Genomic DNA, 22676 nt, shown 5'->3' with positions numbered 1-22676 from the left:
TCATTTAGGTGCCTGTAAAATATTATGTATGACCTCTTAAAACATTCTACTTTCACAGGGAAAATCCTTTCGATTTTATAAAAATAAAACCCTTGCTTATTTCGCAAGGGCACTGTTTTTATAAATATCATTAAGAATTTCAATCTTCTTATTTGTGTAATCCTCAAAGCTGTCGTTATACGTTTTCGGATCCTTCGGATTGGCAAAATGCATGATTTTTCCATCAGAATCGATAAACTTACTTGCAGCCCCACAACCAAGTCCAATAATCGTTTGCTGTTCCTCCATAATCATAATGTTGTAGATGCTTTCTTGATTCGGAAGAGAATAACCGACATTTTCAAGGTTTCCTAAAATATTCTTCTGTCTGTACAAGTAATACGGTGCATATCCGTGTTCCTTCGTCCACTTTTCACCGAGGTCCATCATCTCAATGATTTCTTCTCTACTCGCAACCTTATAACGGTCTTTATTTCTCGTCATTTCAGAAGCACGCTTAAAGGACAAGGTATGAATAGTTAATGACTCAGGCATTAGCTTCTTAGTTTCATCAAGAGAATGCTGGAATTCTGCAACTCCCTCTCCAGGCAAACCAATGATTAAATCCATATTGATATTATTCATTTCCATCTGTCTTGCAAGATGGAATTTTTCAATTGTTTCCTCCACGGTATGATGACGCCCAATCGCCTTTAATGTTTCTTGTGTATAGGATTGTGGGTTAACACTGATGCGGTCAATATTCCATTTCTTCAAAACTTCCAGCTTCTCTGGAGTAATCGTGTCTGGTCTACCCGCTTCTACCGTTACTTCTCGTATATTTTTCACGTCTGGAAACGACGTGTACATTTCTTCATACAGCATATCCATTTCTTCCGCTGTGATACTCGTCGGAGTTCCTCCACCATAATAGACCGTTGTGATCTTCACATCGTTTTCCTTCAGCCATTCCCCGATTTTTCTCATTTCAAAGTGAAGACCGCCAAGGAATGAATTCACTGAACCTTGTCTGCCATTGATCGCATAGGCTGGGAATGTACAATACGCACATTTTGTTGGGCAAAAAGGAATTCCGATATAGATACTGACTTCATTTTGAAGATCGTATAGGTCAGGAACAACAGCTAGCTGGCGATCAACGATATCTTGCATTAATTGGATTTTTTCATCGGTAATTAAATAATCAGCCTTCAGCTTTTTATGAGCCTCTTCTTTTGAAAGTCCCTCTTGAAGTGACTTATGCAATAATTTTGTAGGGCGGATTCCTGTTAAAATCCCCCACTTTTGCACCATTTTTGTGTAATCCTGAAGTACAGTTAAATACACATGAGCTACGGTATTTTTGAAAACTTTAAATTGTTCTTTTTCCGTTGCCTCACGGGGCATCTCTTTTTCATATTGAGCTTGATAGGTTTGACCATCTGCATCATGTAATGTCGCTTGTACTTTTACCTGTTGCCCAACCTTTAATTCAAAATCAATAACGAAATCAGGTTCGCCCTCTGTTTTTTCCAAAGACACGTTCGTCTCTTCAAAAAACAAATTGGCGATTAACTGTAGTGGTCTAACAAAGCGCTCATCTTTGAGGCCATTTATATGAATATACAACGTATTGCTCTCTCCTTTAGTTTCGCACGCAAAATTACTTTAAGTGTACAATTCGGAGCAAATAAGGTCAATTCGGAAAAACTCGGAACAAAAGCGCAAGCGCCTTGCTCAGCCCCGACAAGCGCTGGAGGACCAGATGATGAAGTTTGTTCTTCAACTTCAACATCTGGTCTGAAGCGACCAATGAAAAATTGATTTGTATTTTTCAAAAGAGGGGCTAGGCGCTGGAGCTAAACGTAGATACATTCTATGACAAAGTTATCCAACAGCGAAATCGGTAATTACCTAAACCACCAAAAAAGCAGGCCAAGGGGGCTGGCCCCCTGTGCCTGCTTTCATCGAATAATATTCATCTTCTTCAAAAATTCAATCGGCTGTTGCTTACGGAAATGTTCTTTCACCATGTAGCCGACACCTTTTTGATTATTAGAGCGAGTAATCCAATCGGCTGCCTTCTTCACCTCTAGAGGTGCATTTCCCATGGCCACCCCAAGACCGACTGCTTCAATCATCTCAATATCGTCAATCGCGTCACCAATGGCGACCATTTCACTTCGCTTAATGCCTAATTGCTGACCCAAATAGAGAAGCCCTGATAGCTTCGAAACTCCACGCGGAACAATTTCCAAGCGGAAATCAGATAGCTTTAACGTTTCCACCTCGGAAAACATCCCTTGAATCGCCTTCTCTGCATCTTGTAAATCACTTTTTTCTTCGAAATACACTTCTATTTTAGGAGGAGCACTTGGATCATCCATAATCGTATCGCTAATAGAATCTACAAATTGATGTGGATAAAACAGTGGGTCTCCTGAATTCACAACGGTCTTTGCCAGTAAATTGTTATTCATTTTTAGTTTATTCGCAAGTGAGTAGTTTTCATGAACCAATCTAATTTGGCAATGGAAGCCCTCTAGAAGTCTCACGATTTCAAACGTTATATCTTCATTAATCCTTTTTGCCAAGAGTGGTTCTTCTTGCTCTTGGGCAATGTAACCTCCACGATGTGTGACAAGGACAGAGTCTAGTTTCAATGCTTTTGCAACCTTTTTGGCAGATGGAAAGCTTCTTGATGTTACTAGTGTTACATAGATTCCTTTTTCCCTTACATAATCAACTGCTTCTTTCGTTGATTTATGGAGCCTGCCATTTGATTGCAGCAAGGTTCCATCGATATTTATAGCTAGTAGCTTATATATCACCCTTAATGCCCCCATTCTTTGTTGTCCTAAAAGGTCCTATTCGAAAAAGAAAAGACCATCTAATACACTTTTATGAGAAAAAAAACCTAATTAGAACAAGCAACTAGGACATTTTTTACACGCACAAAATAATTTTGTAAAATTTACCATACTTCATCTATGAATAAGAAATAAAATATGAAACATAACTAGAAATGTAGCACCAAACAAATACACCAAGGAGATGATTTACATGGCAAGAAGCAACAGTTCAAACCAGCTAGTCGTTTCAGGAGTACAGCAAGCAATTGATCAAATGAAATTTGAAATTGCATCAGAATTTGGCGTTAAGCTTGGCCCAGATACATCTTCTAGAGCAAATGGTTCGGTTGGTGGAGAAATTACAAAGCGTCTTGTACAAATGGCTGAGCAACAGCTTGGCGGAAAGTTTTAAAAAATTGAAAAACCTCATAAAAAAGACCCCGCTAAATCAGCGGGGTCTTCCTATCCTTATTATTCAGCAGAACCATAAAGCTCTTCAAGAGGCTTCATGATGATTTGATTTAATTCAGTAATGATAACGCTCATACGTTGTTCAGCTTCCATAAGCTTTCCAATCATTTCGTGTTGTTGAACTAAAGCAACAGATTTTTGCGCTTGTTCAACTTCTTCTTGTGTAATTTCTTCACCCATCATTTGCTTTTGCTGAAGCTGCATTTGGATGTTACGAAAGTTCTCAAACATTGTGCGTGCTGTATCATCAGCGTTCACAGCATCGTACATCTTTTTTAACTCATTTAGCTCATTGCTATTGCGAATCGCCTTTTCTAACTCATAAGCTGCATCGTGTAAATTCACTGCCATTTAATTTCCAACTCCTTATTCATCACAATCCATACCACTATAACAAACTATGAAGGAAAATGCACACGGTGACATCTGACTACCCGATGAACAGCATTACTACACCTTGGAATAGTCCAATCAATCCACCAAGTAGGGCCCCTAGATACGTAATCATCTTTAGCTCTCGACTTGTAATCAATAAGACCATTTCCTCTATACGTTGAACGGAGAAGGACTCTACCTGTTCGCGCACAACATCAGCTAAATGGAGTCGTTTCATCAAATCCTCAATACGATTAGATAACCACCCTCCAAACATCTGTACAGCAGTCGGAGCTACGTTTTCAATGATTCTTTCTTTATAAGATTCTGTTAATGTTGAAATCGGAGTGGCTAACACTTGATCTACACGTATGACTTTGTGTAAACATTGCTTTAATGTTTTGACTAACTGCTCTTTGCCGAATTGCTCTTCAACCTTCTCAGCCTGCCAATCCAATACCTTATCCCATTCTTTTCTTAAAAGGGTTGTGACTAGATCCTTTGTTCCCTCGCTATTTAAGAATTTAATGATCTCTTTTTGAATTCTCTCGGTTAAATTGACATTTCCTAAAAACATTTGTAGCATGTTCCCAAGCATTCCGCTCCGTTCTTTTACAAAATCATTGACCATTCGATCAATCCGGAGCTCTCCTTCCACACTGGCAAAATAATCTCTCCCCTTTGCTAATATGTAGCCACTGATTTGCGGAATTTTCGAATCAATTTTTTCTAAAATTTCATCTGATAAAACCGTTTTAAGAGGGCGCTCTCTATATTTATCCATGAGCTGATCATACTTTTTCTCAAAAAAGGCATCTAACTCTTCTTTCAGCTTCATCTGACTATCTGTATAACCAATACGTTCCATCAGTTGTTCTAAACTTTCCTCACTTGTAAGGAACTTAGCTAGCTCTTTTTGAACAAGCTTCGTCATTTCTTGTTGAAAACTCTCATTCAAAAACTTTTTCTGAATACTTTCAGGTGTTAACAGATGTTGAACGACCATAATTCCCATTTGACTCGCAAGCTCATCCCTCCGTTTTGGGATGATTCCAGGAGTGAATGGCACTCTCCATTTACCAATATAAACAGCATTATATGGACGAAATAACATTTTTATTGCTAGGTGATTCGTAAAGCCTCCAATAACTGCCCCAATAATCACCATAAATAAAATCGTATAAAAAATACTCATCTCCATCTACCTTCCATCTTCATATAAGGAACCCTTCTAGGCACCAAATATCCGCATATATCATACATTACTCTATACCGACTCTTGCCTATTTTTCACTCTACCTAGCTTATTATATATGGAGCTACAAAGACGAGCAAATGAGGAATGCTTATGGCGTCTGCTTCTTATTTACCTATTACGATTGTACCCACGAAAACGTTTCAAGATAATCAAAATACTGTTTATTTGAGCAACTCTTTACTGAATCATTGGGGATTGAAACCATCTAACCAACTGAATCTCTTTATCGGAACAAAGCTCCTTCACATTCGAGTGGAACCACGAGCCATAGAAAAGGATGTGCTCCTCGTAAGTGAAGAATTCATGAGCAATCTACCGTTGCCAATTCAAGAGATTCGTTTTATGAGCCAATATGACCGGAGCCAAAGAACCCTTTATCTCGGCCCAGTTTTTGCCTTAGTTACAGAAATCCAGGAACAAGAAAATGGGCCCAATTTTCGTTCTATTCACTCCTTTTGTGAGGAGCTTCATTTTACCTCCAATATTGGTGGTGGATTTTTCTATGTTTTTCATATAAAAAATTTTTCGAATGATGAGATTGAAGGGTATTACTACGATAATGATGAATGGAAAAAAGGAAACTTTCTCCTCCCTAGTGTCATTTACAATCGAATTCATTCTCGGAATATAGAAGCCAGTTCTTTTTTTAAAAATAAAGTTAGTGAAATTGCCTTGCAACAAATTCCCATCTTTAATGAACGCTTTTTATCAAAGTGGGAGGTCCACAATCTTTTATTTGCCGAGGAACATTTGCACCCTTTCTTACCAGATACACAGATACTCAACTTTGATGTCTTACGCCTCTTTCTTGAAAAATATGACTCTGTATTCCTCAAACCAATCAACGGAAGTCAAGGACGTAATATTTTTCGAGTTACCAAAGCTGACAAGAACATTATCGTTCAGTCCTCTTCAGCAAGTGAAAAAGATAAACGAAAAACCTTTAATGATCTAGACGATTTTTTTGAATGGTTTGAAAAACGAAAACACACGATTTTCATTATCCAAAAGACGATTCCACTAGCAACTTTCGAAGGTCGACAGTTGGATTTTCGAGTCCTTTGCCATAAAAACTTTCAGGCAACCTGGCGAGTAACATCGATTATTGCAAGAGTTTCCTCCAAAACACAATTTGTCTCTAATCTCGCCCAAGGTGGAGAAATGTTGAAACCCGTTATTCCTTTAACCGCTCTATTTAACTATAAAACAGCACTTTCTCACGTCACATTCATGAAAGAACTCTCACTTGAAGTAGCAAATGTCATCAGTCAATCTACCGAAGGATTCGTTGGAGAATTAGGCATCGACATTGGCGTAGACGAAAACGGAAGATTGTTTATAATTGAAGTGAATTCAAAGCCATCAAAAAATGCAGAAGAGCAAAAGGCCAAAATACGCCCGTCTGCAAAAGCGATCTTTGAATATGGAACAGCACTTTCCTTTAAACAGATAAAAAGGAATGAAATGGGGGAGTAAAATGCTAACGCTTGGATTTATGACCTTACAACTAAAAAATGAGCACACCTATTTTACGGAAATAGCAGGACGTGCTCTTAAATATGATATCGAATGCGTCCGGTTCATTCCTGCAAGCATGGATCCTACGACTGAAATGTTTGAAGGAGAACTATATTCGCATCAGCAAAACCGATGGTTGAAAAAGAAATTCCCTCTGCCAGATGTACTATATGATCGCTGTTTTTACGGAGAAGATTTTCATTCGCGTCAATGTAAAGGAATCGTAAGTTGGCTCAAGAGTAAGGATAATGTTCGTTTCCTTGGTTACGGGTTGCCAAATAAGCTCGAACTATATGAGGTCCTATCTAATTCGAAACTTTCTGCCTATCTTCCGAAGACGGTAAAAGTAACCTCGCCACTAATGGTTCAAAGTCTACTACAAACATTTCAACGAATCATTCTTAAGCCAAGTAATGGCTCACAAGGGAACGGTGTTTATTATATTGAAATGCAAAAAAGGCATTATATCGTGAAAACAGATAAATTGGAGCAGCAAGTCTCTCGTGTCTTTGCTGATGAAGCCTTGTTACTTAATTGGCTTGAGCGACTCCTTAAGAAAAAGGAATTCATGCTCCAACCTTATTTATCACTAACAAATGAACAACACGAACCATTTGATATCCGTTCTCTTCTACAAAAGGATCGTAACGGTAACTGGATCACCGTTGGAAAAGGTATACGCCAAGGAAAAGTGGAAAGAATTGTTTCGAATTTAAGTGCCGGTGCTACTGTCATCGATTATGAAACATGGATACAATCTATCCCTGAGCAAAAACGAAATTTTATCAATGAAGAAATAAAGTTTATTTTAGAAAGCCTTCCCCATTTATTAGAAGAAAATTTTCATCCACTCTTTGAACTCGGAGTAGACATTGGAGTGGCAAAGGATCATTCCATTTGGATTTTAGACGTCAATTCAAAGCCTGGACGCAAGGTATTGCTTACTAGTCAGCCAGGGCTGCAGGATTATTTATACGAAAGTCCTCTACTCTATGCTAATACGATTATGGAAAGGAGCATACTAGAATGAAGAAACCGTATTTGATTGAATTTATCGATGATATGAAGAATACCGTTTATTATCCTCCAGAAATATCATTAGGGGAGATCAAAAGAATCGCTTATGGAACGTTTTCCACGAATGCTATTTGTGTTCCCCATCCAAATGGGAGAAATACAGTTGCCATAAGTCATGATATTGCGAAACGGATAAAGATGCCGAATCTTCAAGTCCAACTACATTTATTTTCCCATGATCAAACGTTGCATCTTGGTCCCCTTGTCGGGATCTTTACATCTGGATTCACTCCCTTCACTCTGAGGCCAATTGGCGAACGCTCCTTATTTTTTTCAAAGCTCCTTTCCGTTGAAAAATTCGTCGGGGCTCATGCGTACGTGTTTGGAGAAGAACATATTAATTGGGAAAATGGAACAGTTTTTGGCTACTTCTTTTTAGAAAATGGCTGGGAAACACTTGAAGTTCCCCTTCCTAATGTCATTTATGATCGCCTTCCCAATCGTCGCAGTGAAAAGAAAGCGCAACTATCAAATATAAAAGAGCGATTGCAAAAAGAATATTTAATCCCATGGTACAATCCTGGATTCTTTAATAAAATGGACGTTTATGAACGCCTTCATCAGGATGATCTAAGTTCGAAATATTTACCTGAAACACACCCTTTCACGTCTTTTTCGATGGTTGAAAGAATGCTAGCTGATTACGGTCATGTATTTATCAAACCAATGAACGGAAGTCTGGGACTTGGAATTCACCAAATCATATATGATCGAGAAAACAACGCTTATTATTGTCGCTACCGTGAAAAAGATGGTTCGAATAAGCTAAGGAAATACCCAACGCTTGAAGGACTATTCAAGCATGTATTCAAAAACCGCAAGCTTTCCACTATGCTTGTTCAGCAAGGAATCCATTCCATTCGAGTGGACAATTGCACAGTCGATTTCCGCATCCACACGAATAAGGATATGAAAGGAAATTGGCGCATAACCGCACTCGCCGGGAAGGTAGCTGGTCCAGGGAGTGTTACTACCCACATTAATAATGGTGGTGTAATAAAAACCATCGATGAGATTTTTGATACAAAGGAAGAACAAACGGGAGCTTTAAACAAATTAAAGGAAGCATCTCTTGCTCTTAGTCAATCATTGGATACTCATATGGAAGGGTTGATTGGAGAAATCGGCTTTGATTTGGGGATTGACCGGAAAGGAAACGTGTGGCTACTCGAGGCAAACTCGAAACCAGGAAGATCAATTTTCAAGCACCCTCAATTAAAGGATTTCGACCTATTAACAAGAAAGTTATCATTAGCTTTTTCTATTTTCCTAACAGAGAAATCTATAATTTCACCAGAGGAAATTATCACATGATTCTTTATTACGACCCAGATAAACAAATCTGGTTTCACACTGAAGCTGAGCAGGAATATACATTTGGGGTGGACGAAATTCCTGTTCCATACAGAAATAAGCCTAGTTCATCATCCATTCCTTTTCATTTAGGATGTAGGAAAAAAAATAATCTGGGACCCTTTGTGGGCATTTTAGCTGGTCGTAAAAATGAACGAAACATTATTGGGAACGGTCTCCTTTTTAAAAAGCTACAGGAAGAAATTCTTGAGCATGAGGGCATTTCGTTTGTATTCACTTTAGAGGATTTGGGAGACCAACAAGTAGATGGTCATCTTTACTTACCGTATAAGGAGCAGTGGTTACTAGTAAAGCTTCCCATTCCTCATCTCGTTTATAATCGACTTCCTTTTCGTAAAATGGAACAAACAGAGCAATTTCAATCTGCAATCAGACTCTTTCAACAAAAGGATGTCTGTTTTTTTAACCCATCTTTTTTAGATAAATTTGAACTCTATAAGATTTTCAGTGAGGATGCACGCTTAGGCCGATTTTTCCCTGAAACCATACTTATACAAGATCGACTTTCTCTTGAATCCTTTTTGGAACTATATAAGGACATCTATGTGAAACCCTCTAGTGCAGCAAAAGGAAGAGGTATTTATAGGATGATGAAGGATGAAAAGATTTTCGTCCAAGGGTTAAAACAGGAGCATGCCTTTTCCAACTTTGATGAGCTTTGGAATGAGTATAAGGCTAAATTAACGAAGAGGCCTTGTATCGCACAAAAAACCATTTCTCCTCTTTTACACGAAGGGAATCGTTATGATTTTCGAGTTCTAGCCCACTTTAATGGGGAGAAATACAAGGTTACTGGAATAGGGATTCGACAATCCGTTGAACAAAGTGTCACAACACATATTCCAAACGGTGGAAGATTGATTCCACAAGAAGAGGTTTTAAAAGATAAAGATAAGCAATTTATTCAAGAAGTCGTTCAGCGTTGCGGAGATATTTTAACAAAAGAAATTGGATTTTTCGGAGAGTTTTCCATTGATGCCGGTTTAACCGAAAACGAAGATTACGTCATTTATGAGATTAATTCCAAGCCGATGAGCTTTGATGAAAATGATATTGAGGAAGCTCGAGTTCGTCACTTGGTTCAATTATTTGGTTATTTTTTCAATTGAATATCGTCGGCATCTTTTCTTTTTTCATACGAAAGGTACAATAGCATTAGGGGAGGGAAATTATGATTACACATTTTCAGTACAAGCCTTTGTATGAGAATAAAGAGATGCCAGGATGGCATTTTTCATTTTACTATCAGAAGCAAAAGTATAACGGGATCTATTTTTCAGACGGTAAAATAGAATGGGCTTCAGACGAAGTTCCAAATGATGAAGAATCAATTATTAAACAAATTCATGAAATTATGTTGTTTCATGTCTATGATAAATGAGGAAGAGGAGGTGTCCAAAGCCTAGCTTTTGTGGGCATCTCTTTTTTTGATGATTTCAGCTTTAGGGAAGCACTCCATGAAGACACTATCCTTATTGAACTCGCAAATAATGTCCGCGTGCACGGTTCATAAAGACACTATTCTTAGTGATCCTGCATTTAGTGTCCACATGCAGGGCTCATGCAGACACTAATCTTAACCACCCCTCATTTAGTGTCCGCATGCTCGGCTCATGAAGACACTAATCTTCGTGAACTCCCAAATAGTGTCCGCATGCTCGGCTTATAAAGACACTAATCATAGTGAATACCCAAATAGTGTCCGCATGCTGGGCTCATGAAGACACTAATCTTTGTGAACTCCCAAATAGTGTCCGCATGCTCAGCTCATGAAGACACTAATCTTTGTGAACTCCCAAATAGTGTCTGCATGCTCGGCTCATGAAGACACTAATCTTTGTGAACTCCCAAATAATGTCCACATGCTGGGCTCATGCAGACACTAATCTTAACCACCCCTCATTTAGTGTCTGCATGCTCGGCTCATGAAGACACTAATCTTTGTGAACTCCCAAATAGTGTCCACATGCTGGGCTCATGAAGACACTAATCTTAACCACCCCTCATTTAGTGTCCGCATGCTCGGCTCATGAAGACACTAATCTTCGTGAACTCCCAAATAGTGTCTGCATGCTCGGCTCATGAAGACACTAATCATAGTGAACTCCCAAATAATGTCCGCATGCTCGGTTCATAAAGACACTAATCTTAACCATCCCTCATTTAATGTCCGCATGCTTGGTTCATAAAGACACTAATCTTCGTGAACTCCCAAATAGTGTCCACATGATATACCACAACTTTTCGTCCCTAAATGGTATTGAACTCCGTTTCGTTTACTCTTCTATAAAGACAATTTCATCATATCCGCACTGTGGACATTTTAATAGGTGTGGGCATTGGTGCTTTTCGTAATCATTCGGATAGCCATCTTCAAGCTTCATTAAATCGATTGGCATGTAGGGACTGTAATCATCATAATAGTCCATCACACGTCCACTATCCTCTAAAGAAGTACCGCACGACTGACATTCCTTTTGTAACTCTTGAAATCCATTGCATATCGGACATATTCCCATCCATTACCCCTCAATTTCTAATTTTTTTCGAGTAATACAAGTTAATAATAGTTTGTGTCCTTTTAGTGCAAGTATGAATTTTTCAGAACGGTGATTTATAAGGAAAATATTCCCGAGCCTCTTTTTTGAATAAATCATTCCAAGCTTTCCATACTAATGAGTACAGACAGCAAAACAACTTCTTAACCGATGGGTTAAACCAAGTACAGGTGGCAAGTAATTACTGACTCGTTTCAAGTAGCACTTACTTTCGTAAGCAACACTTACCCGTCGGTAAGCAACGCTTGCTCGCTGGTGCAAGTCCAGCTAACCCAACCAATAGACAAAAATTTCTGAAGGAGAGTGTTCAGCACATGGCAAACAACAGTTCTTCAAATTCATTAGTAGTACCAGGAGCACAACAAGCTCTAGATCAAATGAAGTATGAAATCGCAAGCGAATTTGGCGTAAAATTAGGAGCAGACACAACTTCTCGTGCTAACGGTTCAGTTGGTGGAGAAATCACTAAGCGCTTAGTTTCTCTTGCTCAAGGACAACTTAGCGGTGGACAATTCTAATTAATATAATTTGCAAAGTAACAATTTAATATGTGAAATGGCTATAGCCCCCTTCTAATGAAGGGGGCTTCTGAATGCTGTATTTTTTGTGATATTACTTTTCCATGTTCGAAAGCAGTGAATTGACAATGAAATACCCTAGCACCATTATGCTAGCAATTGCTAATGTAATGCTCATTTCTTCCATCATTAATGCCCCCTTTAGCTACTTCTCTGTTAAAAATATCACAGCTACATAGGGGGCCTCAGTGATAAAACGCAAACTTCTGTGACTAGATTATGAACGTTTTTTGAACAAATTACCCAGCCATGGACTGACCTTGCTGGAGCTGATACATTTGATAGTATTTTCCTTTTAACTCCATCAGTTCATCATGGGAGCCTCTTTCAACGATTTTCCCTTTATCTAAAACAATAATTTGATCAGCATTTCGAATCGTTGATAAACGATGCGCAATGACAAAAGTTGTTCTCCCCTTCTTCAGCACATCCATTGCTTCCTGAATAATGACCTCAGTTTCAGTATCAATGCTTGAAGTCGCTTCATCCAAAATCAAAATAGCCGGATCATACGCAAGGGCTCGAGCAAAGGAAATCAACTGTCGTTGACCACTTGATAACGTACTTCCTTTTTCAATTACAGGCTCATCAAAGCCTTTTTCTAGATTCATCAAAACCTTATCTGCTCCTACATCTCTCAATGCCTTCTCCACTTTTTCCCTTGAAATCGTAGGATCATTTAAGCTTACATTGGAAGCAATCGTTCCTGTAAAAAGATATGGATCCTGCAATACAATCCCCATATGCTTTCGTAAAGTCTGATGAGAAATGTCTTGAATATTGACACCATCAATCGAAATCGTCCCTTTTTGGCTATCATAAAAACGGAACAAGAGATTGATAATTGAGCTTTTTCCTGAACCAGTATGGCCAACAAGAGCAACGGTCTCCCCTTTTTTGGCTTCAAAAGTAATATCCTTTAAGACATACTCATTTTCCTTATAGCCAAAATGAACATGGTCGAACTTTACATTCCCCTTATATCGCGGGATGATTTCGTCACTTACATCGATTCCTTCCTCATCTAATAGCTTAAAGACTCGTTCCCCAGCAACCAATGCTTGCTCTAAGTTTGCTAACTGATTAACTACTCCTGTAACTGGTTGGAAAAGACGATTAATATAATCGACGAAAGCATACAGCATTCCCAGTGATAAAACCGTAGATGCATTTAGGGCTGCTCCTCCGAAATACCATATAAATGCAACAAAGATGATATTCCTTAGAACTCCGACTAAGTTGTGAGACGTTAAGGAATTCAAGCTTAACAATTTATTTTGATAATTAAAATGCTCTTTGTTCAATTTTTCAAATTCATCTTTAATTTGTTTTTCACGGTTGAAGGCTTGAATCACATTCATCCCCTGAATTGATTCATTGACCATCGCATTAATATCACTATTACGTGATCGTATTTGATGGTTATACTTCGAAGCATACTTTCGATAAACAATACTCCATATATAAAGAATCGGTAATAAAAGCAAACAAATCGCCGCAAGCTTTGCATTCAAGATAAACAGGGCAATATAAATCCCTGTTATATAAATGGCACTTGTAAAAAACGTCGCTAGCACGGTAACATACAACTCACGAATAGCTTCTGTATCATTTGTTATCCGCGCAACTACCTTTCCTGCAGGAACATTATCAAAGTATTTGATTGGAAGCTTTTGAATTTGTCCGAATACATCCTCACGCATTTTCTGAATAATTCTGTGAGCCGATTTCTGTAAGAAAAAGCGCTGCCCAAATTGAAAGAACGCTGCTACAATCAACACGCCAAAATAGATCGCTAGCAGTTGTACCATTCGAGGAACTTCAGGCTGATAAAATCGTAAAAGTTCTTCACCCTCAAGTACAGTTCCCGAATAGGTAGCAGATTCTTTTCCAGATGTAATTGTTATAGTTCCGTTCTCAAATGTCCTATCCCCATCAAAAACCACTTCGTCTTTTACAAAGATAAAGTCTCTGTTAATTTGGAGAATGCTTACCGGCTCCATTTTGACATCATCTGGTTCCATATATTGTTCTCTTTTATAAAAATGCCCCTGATATTCAACAGCATCCTTGCTATTTTCCGTTTCATACCAATTCGATTCAATTCCAAGTAAATGGTGATCAATTAATCGTTTGGCAATAAACGGCCCCGATAAATCAGCAGCAACCGATACTGTAAGCATGAGCAAAGCTGCAATAATCAATTTTTTATAAAGTAATGCGTAATCCACTAGTCTTCTGCCTGTGGACTTCGTTTCGAAATCACCTAGTTTTTTCATTTTGAAAACACCTAGTATTTTCATTTCGAAAATACCTCCTCTTCAGCTGCGGATTGAACTTGCTGTCTCTCGAATTGTTCCTTGTACCAACCATTTTTTCCCATCAATTCGTCATGTGTTCCTTCTTCTACAACAATCCCATTGTCAAGAACAACAATTAGATCAGCATGCTGAACGGCTGACATTCGATGTGTTGAAATAATAGTTGTTTTTCCACATCGTTCAGTACGAATGTTATCGATAATCTTTTTCTCCGTTTTTGCATCTACTGCAGATAAAGAGTCATCAAGAATTAAGATTTCCGGGTCTTTAATAAGTGCCCGAGCGATCGAAATTCTTTGCTTTTGACCTCCAGATAACGCCACTCCTTTTTCACCAACAAGTGTTTTTAACCCTTCAGGAAGCATTTCTAAATCTTTTTGGAAGTCAGCAAGCCTCATCGCCTTTTGGAGCTCTTCCTCGGTTGCTCCTGGTTTCCCAAATAGAATATTTTCCTTAACAGTTTTCGAAAAAAGAAAATGATCCTGAGGGACATACCCTAACCAAGCCTTTGTATTCTCCAATGATTGATGATGCAGTGGGATATCTGAAATTGCTAGCAGACCATCCCCAGTTGGGTATTCTCGCAACAGTTGCTTAATAAAAGTCGTTTTTCCACTACCTGTCTTACCAACAATACCGAGAGTTTCTCCTCTATCTACATGAACCTTAATATTGTTTAGATTATCTACCTTCGAGGATGGGTAGCGGAAAGTAACCTCTTTAAACTCAATTGAGTTAGGTTCCTCCACTTTAGCTGGCTCTTCCGGATTTTGTACATCCGCTTCATAGGCCAATGTTTCTTGTACCCGATCTAATGAAGCATTTCCTCTTTGCATAATATTTATCAGTTCACCAATAGCAAACATTGGCCAGATCAGCATTCCTAAATACACATTAAAAGAAACAAGCTCCCCTAATGTAATGGTTTGGTGAAAAACCAGATAAGCACCATAGCCTAACCCAATGATGTAGCTTATCCCGACTAACACGTGTATCGTCGGATCGATGAATGAATCAATTTTAGCCACTTTCACATTCTTTTCGTATACATCCTCAGTCAACTGATGGAATAATTGCTCATCCGCTCGTTCTTGCACATATGCTCGAATGACTCGAACGCCTGCGACTGATTCCAGAACCCTGTCATTGAGTTCCCCGAATGCATCCTGTGCTTCAGTAAAACGTGTATGGATTCTATCGCCGTAAATTTTCATTAACCAAGCCATGATCGGCAATGGCAAGATTGCCGCAAGAGTTAGCTTCCAGCTCACGAAAACGGCCATTGTCGTTAAAATCGTCAGCATAAATGCCGTTGAATCGACTAAAGTTAAAATTCCAAAACCAGCTGTTATGGAAATAGCTTTTAGATCATTAGTCGCTCTTGCCATTAAATCCCCCGTCCGATTTTTCTCAAAAAACGTCGGTGTCATTTTGAGCAAGTGTTTCATAAATCTTGAACGAAGCTTCCTTTCCACGAGGTATGCCCCACCAAAAAGTTTATAATGCCATACGTACGTAATGCCGTAAGATACAATACTAATCAGTAAAAAGATCCCAATATACCAAAAAACTCTATCCCATGTCATAGTACCGATATGAATATCATCAATTGCCATTCCTACAAGTCTAGGTGGCATAACATCTAATATTCCTACAAAAATAAGTAATCCAATTGCCACCGTGTAGCGTTTCCAGTATTCTTTAAAAAACCAACTAAGCTTCCCTAATATTGAAAACAAAGAAGTCATCTCCTTTCATCTGTCCGAACTTCACTAACCGCCTTCTAGCTCCACTTTTGTTACTTCCTTTCTAATTTTGACCAACATCGTCATGACCTCCTTATAAATTTTGTCAATCTATAGAAAACGAGTTCTAACTCGTATTTCTCCTTTAGGGATCAAAAAAAGACATATCGAATATTGCGATATGCCTTCCTTCATATAGACAGCACACGCTACGGAATAAACGTAGACCTGTGCCAAGAATTTAATTAGATAATATTTTTATCCAAGGATGCTAGGTATGGTTACGTTGTGATCATATTTAGTTATCTTAGGTATATGCTTTCTTACAATCATGTTCGTAACCTCCTATCTCATTTCATATTTTTTCCACTTTGTTAGCTTATCATCGTTGGAATTGAAAGTCAATTCCTATTTTTCAAACAAGTATTAATCTACATAAACCGCCGTCCCATAAGCAATAATCTCAGATGCCCCTTGCATCACGGCTGAGCTTGCCAACCTCATCGCGATAATCGCATTGGCTCCTTTTGATTCAGCATCTTCCACCATCCGAGCGATCGCTTGCTTTCGAGCTTCTTCCATCATTTCTGTGTACTCTTTAATCTCACCGCCAACAATCGTTTTTAAGCCGGCAAGAATATCCTTCCCAATATGTTTTGAATGAATTGTACTTCCTCTTACAAATCCCTTTAGTTCTTTCACTTCTTTTCCCGGTACATAATCAGTAGTCACGATAATCATGTTCATTCTCCTCCTCTTTCTCCTTCATTCGCTCCACTATTAATAATATGAAGAGTGTGGCACAGGCTAATCCATAAATAATGAAGCTGACGATTGCTGCTGTCATGTGAACAAAAAGCAAAATGATCCCTAATATTTGCCCAATAACAGCTATCAAAATAAGAAACTGCTTCCTTTTCCCCATTGGTCTCAGTCCTTTGACAATTGATCTCTAACGTGCTGCACTCGATTCTTGAAGTGTAGAATTTTTTATTTGCTCCTCAGCATTCGTAAGTTTTGGAAGTGTGATCATATAAAAAATTCCTACGAGAACCAAGCATCCCCCAACGAGCCAATAAATCATTTCAATGGATAAAATGGTGGGGAAACTAACCGTTATAAATCCAAGGGTTAACGATTGCGCTAACATCATAAGTGGATTCATCAAGCCCTGCACTCTTCCCATCATTTTCGGATCGATTATACTCGGCAACCACCCGCCAATTCCCACATTCACAAATGGGAGACCTAGTGCCGCAAAAAATAAGACAATCATAAAGACAGTAATGTTATTTGGCAAAGAAGCCGTAATGATGATGCTACCTGTTAGTAAAAGCCCAATATTAATTAACTGATAAAGCTTCAATTTTTGACTAAGCAATGATGCGACAAAACTGCCTATTAATACGCCAACTCCAAAAACGATACCAATGACAATCGATAACTCTTCATATGTTTCAGGAGCAAGCTTATATTTAAGAATGAAGACCGGCATTACCGAGAATCCTCCATTTACTACTCCAAAGACAATGAAACCAATCATTAGATTTTTTAAAAGCTTATGCTTCATCATATACAGGAAGCCAATTTTAAAATCCTCGAGGATCATCTTGAACTTCAAATCCTTCAAACGATGCTCTCCATTTGGAAGTCGTACTTCCCTTTCTATTTTACATGCCCGAATTAAGAGAGCACTTCCAATAAAGGAAAGAAAATCAACAATAAGCGCCCCATAGATTCCGACAGACCAATAAGCGAAAATTCCTAATCCGTTTCCAAAAAGCATAAACAAGCTTCCCACTAACTGATTGAGTCCAGCAGCAGTCGTGTAGTTATCCTCTTTAAGGATTCCTTGAACAATTCCATTCTCAGCTGGAAAAAAGAATTTCAGCACCGCGCTTCGCAAAAATAAGACTACGAAAATTAACGGCATCCAGCCTATATAAATGGTTATGATTAATGACAAGGATAAGAGCGCACTTATCCAATCACAATAATAAGCAATTTTTTGCCGATCCATTCGATCTGCCAATACTCCGACGATAAAAAAGACTGCTAATGTAGGCAAGGAAAACATGAGCTCCGTAATGGTTGCATACGCTGGCTGGTCAGTGAAACGATCCAGCAAATAAAACATAAAGGCTGTCAGCCCAATCGTACTACCTAGTTGAGAAGTGAAGTTCGCTAAAAATAACTTCGTAAAATTTCGATTCTGAAAAATTTCTTTGAATTTTCCCATTTGATATATTCTCCCATCTCTCTATGTTAGCTATATCTTACGGGATATTTTTCCAACAATTAAGAGACTGATGATGGTTTCCTTCTCCGTCTTAGGTCTGATCGTCTATAGTGTCTTTTCCCTAATTAATTCATTAAACCTCTCTATTGATGCTTCCTCATCTGTACTGCTAAAAATCCGAAAATACTCATCATCCAAAATCCGATAATGCTGGCTAAGAATATTTTGCTGTAGAATGAAGCCTTCCTGTTTTAGCACTTCTTTCCACCAAAGCTTTCCGCCCATCGTCTTTTCCTTTCGATAATCAATTCCGTCCCTTGCAACTGTTTCTAGCACCTCTAATGGTTCATTTCCGAATAAAAATTGCACCGTTTCTGTTTCTCGAAAAAGAGCGCAGATCGTAACAACCGTTGGCCAATTGGCATACATTCTACCTTTTTCAATTTGCACCAAAGTCTTTTTGGATACACCGACAATCTCGGACATTTTATCTTGTGTATATCCTGCTTCCGTTCGAATAAGACGTAGTTTTTCAGATACTTTTAAAATAATTTCCTCACGTGTCAATCCATCGTCACCCTTTATATGTAGAATTGGTGTAAATTTACACTTTATACCATCATTATACAAGCAATCGATAAAAACTACTACCCTAAAGGAAATTTCCTATTTGAACCTTTTTTGAAAAAAGCAAACATAAGATTATAGAAGGACTAAAGGAGGTTGGGCCATGTTTACGATAAAAGGTGATAATGAGATTGAACTGCAATTGTTGCAGCCTTTTCACGCTGATGAATACTTTCAATTAGTGGAGAGAAATCGATACTATTTACGCGAGTGGTTGCCTTGGGTTGATGAAGTACGTTCACCGTCAGACACTTATTTCCTTATCCAAATGGGACTAAATCGATTTTTGGAAAACAATGAGCCCAATTTTGGAATACGTTTTAGAGGAGTATTAGTAGGTAATATCGATTTTCATGATATCAATTGGTATAATCGACAAACTCAATTGGGGTACTTCCTTTCCCAGAATGCACAAGGATATGGAATTATGACGAGGTCCGTTCAAGCTATCATACATTACGCTTTTAGAGAATTAGACCTTCACCGAATCGAGATCCGTTGTGGAGAAAAAAACCGAAAAAGTCGCGCTGTTCCTGAACGTCTTGGTTTTACATATGAAGGTTGCCTTCGTGATGGTGAATATTTGCATGGGCATTTTCATCATATATTCGTGTACAGCATGCTCACACATGAATGGAACAGAAAATAATAGGCTAGTAGAGTTTTAAAAATGAACGGGAGTGGCAGCTTATTTATGAGGACACACTCTTATGTCAATGCTTCATTATGTTCTCATTAGTACGTGATGAAAGACAACTATTCCATGATTCTAATCAAACCTTTCCACATTACCACTACATAAATCATACAGCCATTTTCCTTGTAAGAATACCTAACCCACAGCCCTTGTTTCACCTAATTTTATAGGTATTTACTGCTAAAAACAGCAAATTTGTTCATATTACTCTTCGTTTATAATAAACTATAGGTAACATCTTTTTCACAACCGAAACGTTTGACTGTATGGTTTTGTTTCCTTATAATTTTAATTATAAGTTTAGGATTGAGGTGGTATGATGGGGCTGTCTATCGTATTGGCGAACTAGCAAACTTAGCCAACTTATCAAAGAGAACCATTGATTACTATACTAGTATTGGTCTTTTAAAGGCACAACGCTCAAAATCAAATTATCGGATATACACACATCAAGATCTAGAGGATTTGAAGTTTATTGAAGAATGCAAGAATCTCCATATTCCTTTAGAAGAGATTAAAAGAAAACTAGAAATGAAGAAGTTAAAAGAAGTACATGAAGGGGAATTAAAAAAACATATCCAATCAGTAACCCAGCAAATGAAGCAGCTACAAACAGACCTAAACGTTCTGATTCCTTTGTTTGAGAGTCTCGAATCTGGCCAGGTCGAAAGCTATTCCAAATTGCTCAATACTGAAAGTGAAGTGTTGCTAAAATCCCTTTCCGAATTAACAAGTTAAGAAAATCAAAAACATTTTTTAAATTATCGGGAGGTGACTCCTTACTCGTATTTTGCGAGATAAGGAAACTTATTTGGACATATTTAACTTGGTTTTGTTAGCCATTTTGATTGCTTTTACGGCATTTTTTGTCGCTTCAGAATTTGCGATCATTAGGATAAGAAGTTCAAGAGTAGATCAATTGATTGAAGAAGGCAGCAGAGGTGCCATTGCTGCGAAAAAAATCATTACTCATCTTGACGAATACTTATCGGCTTGTCAGCTTGGAATTACAGTTACAGCGTTAGGAATTGGTTGGTTAGGAGAACCAACTATTGCAGAGATGCTTGATCCTCTATTAGAAGATTTATCTATTGCACCTGCACTGTCCCATGTAATTTCTGGCGTTATTGCGTTTGTGTTTATCACATTTCTCCATGTTGTCGTTGGTGAGCTTGCTCCTAAAACAGTTGCGATTCGTAAAGCTGAAAAAGTAACTTTGTTTGTGGCAAGAGCACTCATTTGGTTCTATCGCTTGTTCTATCCATTCATCTGGGCGTTAAATGGATCTGCTAGAGTGATCGTTGGATGGTTTGGACTAAAACCTGCGAAGGAAAGTGAAGAAGCACATTCTGAAGAAGAACTTCGACTCATTTTGTCCGAAAGTTATAAAAGTGGTGAAATTAACCAATCAGAGTTTAAGTATGTAAATAAAATTTTTGAATTTGACGATAGAATCGCAAAGGAAATTATGGTTCCTCGAACGGAAATCGTTTCATTATCAAAGGATGATACGATTAAAACGTTCATCGAAGTTATGTATGTTGAAAAATTTACTCGCTATCCTGTCATTGATGGCGATAAGGACCATATTATTGGTTTAATCAACCTAAAAGAAGTGATGACGGATTTATTAAATCATCCAGAAATTGCTACTCAATCATTAGCATCCTATATCCGCCCAATTATTCGCGTAATTGATACTGTACCGATTGGTGATCTGTTAATCAAAATGCAGAAGGAACGTATTCATATGGCGATATTAATGGATGAATATGGTGGTACATCTGGGCTTGTAACTGTTGAGGACATTATCGAAGAAATCGTTGGTGAAATCCGAGATGAATTCGATATGGATGAGATTTCTGAAGTCAGAAAAATTAGTGACGACCACTATATTTTTGACTCCAAAGTATTAGTCAGTGAAGTAAATGACTTACTTGGACTTGAAATTAATGATGAAGATGTTGACACCATTGGTGGTTGGATATTAACAGAGAATTTCGAAGTGCAAGAGGGAGATTCTATCATCAATGATTCCTATGTATTTACGATTCTTGAAATGGAAGAACACCATATTAAATACCTCGAAGTGACAAAGTTAGAAGAAGAGACAGTACAGGACATTAAAAATATACCCTTAACCAATTCTTCTATCGTCTCATAAGTCTCATCCCCCATTCGTTTGGGGGATGATTTTTTTTACCCCTTAAACATTCGAATGAAACATTCCTCTTCAATATATTTTATTTTCACCTCATAATTTAGCAAATTATGGTTAACCTATGTTCGTATTACATTATGAACAAAAGGAGAGAACACGTTTTGAAGAAAATAGGAATAATTTTGATGAGCTTGATGGTTGGGTTGACCTGGTATCCGGCTCAATTTGCACAGGCTGCCCCTGAAAAACATGATCATGAACATAAAATGGAGCATCATCATAAACAACACCACAAATTGCTTGAACGTGAACAAGTAAAAGAATTAGAAGACAAAGGATACACGAAAGCCGATATTTTTAGGGCAGCTATGCTAAGTAAGAAGTCGAATAAGAAAATTGATGAAGTACTAGATATACATAAAGAAACACAATCTTGGGAGAAAACAGCTGAGAAGCTCGGTGTTGATAAAGAAGAATTAGAGCGTATAGAATCGATGATTCAGTGGAAGGAATTTGTAAAAAACAATGAACCTGCAGTAAAAGAATACTTAGCTAGCTATACGAACAAAAAAACCGAAGAAATTGATGCTTACATTAAAGACGGTTTACATTTGCGCTTTCTAATTGGTGCGGCAGCCCTTGCAAAGGTAAGTGGCAAATCATTAGATGAGATCGTCGCCTTGAAAAAAGACGGAAAATCCTTTCATGATGTTCTCGATACTTTAGATGTCAATATGGAGGACCTTCATAAGGAATTAAACAAATTTAAAACAGAAGCACAACAAAGTGTAAACGAAAATAGTAGCAATTAGATGGAAAAGGCTGTTCCAAAGTCGTACTTTGAAA

23 protein-coding genes are annotated in these 22676 nt (G+C 38.0%); 12 read left to right on the top strand and 11 right to left on the bottom strand.

Annotated features, from left to right (window positions below; all coding sequences use genetic code 11):
• Positions 1 to 96 precede the first annotated feature (96 nt).
• Entirely contained in the window at positions 97 to 1608 is a 1512-nt protein-coding gene (locus tag FA727_RS00835) for a coproporphyrinogen III oxidase (RefSeq protein WP_136828852.1), read from the bottom strand.
• Between FA727_RS00835 and FA727_RS00830 the strand changes: the two genes are divergently transcribed.
• Entirely contained in the window at positions 1597 to 1803 is a 207-nt protein-coding gene (locus FA727_RS00830; protein WP_136828851.1) for a hypothetical protein, read from the top strand. The two genes, FA727_RS00835 and FA727_RS00830, sit on opposite strands and share 12 nt — an antisense overlap.
• Before the next feature lie 140 nt (positions 1804 to 1943).
• Here the strand turns inward: FA727_RS00830 and FA727_RS00825 are convergent, their stop codons facing one another.
• Positions 1944 to 2810 (bottom strand): Cof-type HAD-IIB family hydrolase, encoded by an 867-nt coding sequence (locus FA727_RS00825; protein ID WP_136828850.1) that lies wholly within the window; start codon positions 2808 to 2810, stop codon positions 1944 to 1946.
• Positions 2811 to 3042: 232 nt separating this feature from the next.
• Here FA727_RS00825 and FA727_RS00820 point away from each other — a divergent pair, with 232 nt between their 5' ends.
• Positions 3043 to 3243, top strand: a complete 201-nt coding sequence (locus FA727_RS00820) for an alpha/beta-type small acid-soluble spore protein (protein WP_136828849.1) — start codon at positions 3043 to 3045, stop codon at positions 3241 to 3243.
• 59 nt (positions 3244 to 3302) lie between these two features.
• On the opposite strand, the gene FA727_RS00815 is transcribed toward FA727_RS00820, so the two are convergent.
• Both FA727_RS00815 and FA727_RS00810 read right to left on the bottom strand, forming a co-directional pair.
• A complete protein-coding gene (locus FA727_RS00815; protein ID WP_136828848.1) occupies positions 3303 to 3653 on the bottom strand; it encodes a YlbF/YmcA family competence regulator in 351 nt (116 codons plus the stop codon).
• Between the two features lie 79 nt (positions 3654 to 3732).
• A complete protein-coding gene (locus tag FA727_RS00810) occupies positions 3733 to 4872 on the bottom strand; it encodes a DUF445 domain-containing protein (protein WP_246041645.1) in 1140 nt (379 codons plus the stop codon).
• 153 nt (positions 4873 to 5025) lie between these two features.
• Between FA727_RS00810 and FA727_RS00805 the strand changes: the two genes are divergently transcribed.
• From FA727_RS00805 to FA727_RS00785, 5 genes are all read left to right on the top strand, one after another.
• Entirely contained in the window at positions 5026 to 6411 is a 1386-nt protein-coding gene (locus tag FA727_RS00805; RefSeq protein WP_158318775.1) for a YheC/YheD family endospore coat-associated protein, read from the top strand.
• A 1-nt stretch (position 6412) separates the two neighbouring features.
• Positions 6413 to 7483 (top strand): YheC/YheD family endospore coat-associated protein, encoded by a 1071-nt coding sequence (locus tag FA727_RS00800; protein ID WP_136828846.1) that lies wholly within the window; start codon positions 6413 to 6415, stop codon positions 7481 to 7483.
• Complete coding sequence (locus FA727_RS00795) at positions 7480 to 8844, top strand: YheC/YheD family endospore coat-associated protein (protein ID WP_136828845.1); 1365 nt, start codon at positions 7480 to 7482, stop codon at positions 8842 to 8844. Before FA727_RS00800 ends, FA727_RS00795 begins: the two co-directional genes overlap by 4 nt.
• The gene (locus FA727_RS00790; protein WP_136828844.1) at positions 8841 to 10013 is read left to right on the top strand and encodes a YheC/YheD family endospore coat-associated protein; all 1173 of its coding nucleotides are present in this window, start codon (positions 8841 to 8843) and stop codon (positions 10011 to 10013) included. The genes FA727_RS00795 and FA727_RS00790 overlap by 4 nt, the downstream gene beginning before the upstream one ends.
• 62 nt (positions 10014 to 10075) lie before the next feature.
• Positions 10076 to 10285, top strand: a complete 210-nt coding sequence (locus FA727_RS00785; protein ID WP_136828843.1) for a YheE family protein — start codon at positions 10076 to 10078, stop codon at positions 10283 to 10285.
• A gap of 895 nt (positions 10286 to 11180) precedes the next feature.
• Here the strand turns inward: FA727_RS00785 and FA727_RS00780 are convergent.
• A complete protein-coding gene (locus FA727_RS00780; protein WP_136828842.1) occupies positions 11181 to 11423 on the bottom strand; it encodes a hypothetical protein in 243 nt (80 codons plus the stop codon).
• 353 nt (positions 11424 to 11776) lie between these two features.
• Here FA727_RS00780 and FA727_RS00775 point away from each other — a divergent pair, with 353 nt between their 5' ends.
• Entirely contained in the window at positions 11777 to 11980 is a 204-nt protein-coding gene (locus FA727_RS00775; protein WP_136828841.1) for an alpha/beta-type small acid-soluble spore protein, read from the top strand.
• Between the two features lie 299 nt (positions 11981 to 12279).
• Here the strand turns inward: FA727_RS00775 and FA727_RS00770 are convergent, their stop codons facing one another.
• The 6 genes from FA727_RS00770 to FA727_RS00745 form a co-directional block, all read right to left on the bottom strand.
• Complete coding sequence (locus tag FA727_RS00770; RefSeq protein ID WP_281280829.1) at positions 12280 to 14343, bottom strand: ABC transporter ATP-binding protein; 2064 nt, start codon at positions 14341 to 14343, stop codon at positions 12280 to 12282.
• On the bottom strand, positions 14340 to 16100 hold the full coding sequence (locus FA727_RS00765; protein WP_136828840.1) for an ABC transporter ATP-binding protein: 1761 nt from the start codon (positions 16098 to 16100) through the stop codon (positions 14340 to 14342). Before FA727_RS00765 ends, FA727_RS00770 begins: the two co-directional genes overlap by 4 nt.
• A 432-nt stretch (positions 16101 to 16532) precedes the next feature.
• Positions 16533 to 16847 (bottom strand): YbjQ family protein, encoded by a 315-nt coding sequence (locus tag FA727_RS00760; protein ID WP_136828839.1) that lies wholly within the window; start codon positions 16845 to 16847, stop codon positions 16533 to 16535.
• Positions 16828 to 17031 carry a hypothetical protein gene (locus tag FA727_RS00755; protein WP_136828838.1) on the bottom strand — a complete coding sequence of 68 codons (204 nt, stop codon included), beginning with the start codon at positions 17029 to 17031 and terminating at the stop codon, positions 16828 to 16830. Before FA727_RS00755 ends, FA727_RS00760 begins: the two co-directional genes overlap by 20 nt.
• 27 nt (positions 17032 to 17058) lie before the next feature.
• The gene (locus FA727_RS00750; RefSeq protein ID WP_136828837.1) at positions 17059 to 18345 is read right to left on the bottom strand and encodes an MFS transporter; all 1287 of its coding nucleotides are present in this window, start codon (positions 18343 to 18345) and stop codon (positions 17059 to 17061) included.
• A gap of 105 nt (positions 18346 to 18450) precedes the next feature.
• Positions 18451 to 18912, bottom strand: coding sequence for a helix-turn-helix transcriptional regulator (locus FA727_RS00745; protein WP_136828836.1), 462 nt, complete (start codon positions 18910 to 18912; stop codon positions 18451 to 18453).
• Between the two features lie 163 nt (positions 18913 to 19075).
• On the opposite strand from FA727_RS00745, the gene FA727_RS00740 reads away from it, so the two are divergent.
• The 4 genes from FA727_RS00740 (at position 19076) to FA727_RS00725 (ending at position 22642) form a co-directional block, all read left to right on the top strand.
• On the top strand, positions 19076 to 19621 hold the full coding sequence (locus FA727_RS00740) for a GNAT family N-acetyltransferase (protein ID WP_136828835.1): 546 nt from the start codon (positions 19076 to 19078) through the stop codon (positions 19619 to 19621).
• Between the two features lie 354 nt (positions 19622 to 19975).
• Positions 19976 to 20407, top strand: coding sequence for a MerR family transcriptional regulator (locus FA727_RS00735; RefSeq protein WP_136828834.1), 432 nt, complete (start codon positions 19976 to 19978; stop codon positions 20405 to 20407).
• 73 nt (positions 20408 to 20480) lie between these two features.
• Complete coding sequence (locus FA727_RS00730; protein WP_136828833.1) at positions 20481 to 21833, top strand: hemolysin family protein; 1353 nt, start codon at positions 20481 to 20483, stop codon at positions 21831 to 21833.
• Between the two features lie 158 nt (positions 21834 to 21991).
• Positions 21992 to 22642: a hypothetical protein gene (locus FA727_RS00725; RefSeq protein ID WP_136828832.1), complete on the top strand. Its 651-nt coding sequence runs from the start codon at positions 21992 to 21994 to the stop codon at positions 22640 to 22642.
• Positions 22643 to 22676: the final 34 nt, after the last annotated feature.

The sequence above is a fragment of the Robertmurraya kyonggiensis genome, assembly GCF_005116465.1.
Classification (GTDB): Bacteria; Bacillota; Bacilli; order Bacillales; family Cytobacillaceae; genus Robertmurraya; species Robertmurraya kyonggiensis.
The sequence above is the reverse complement of the archived record's forward strand: the minus strand, read 5'-3'. Positions and strand labels throughout refer to the sequence as shown.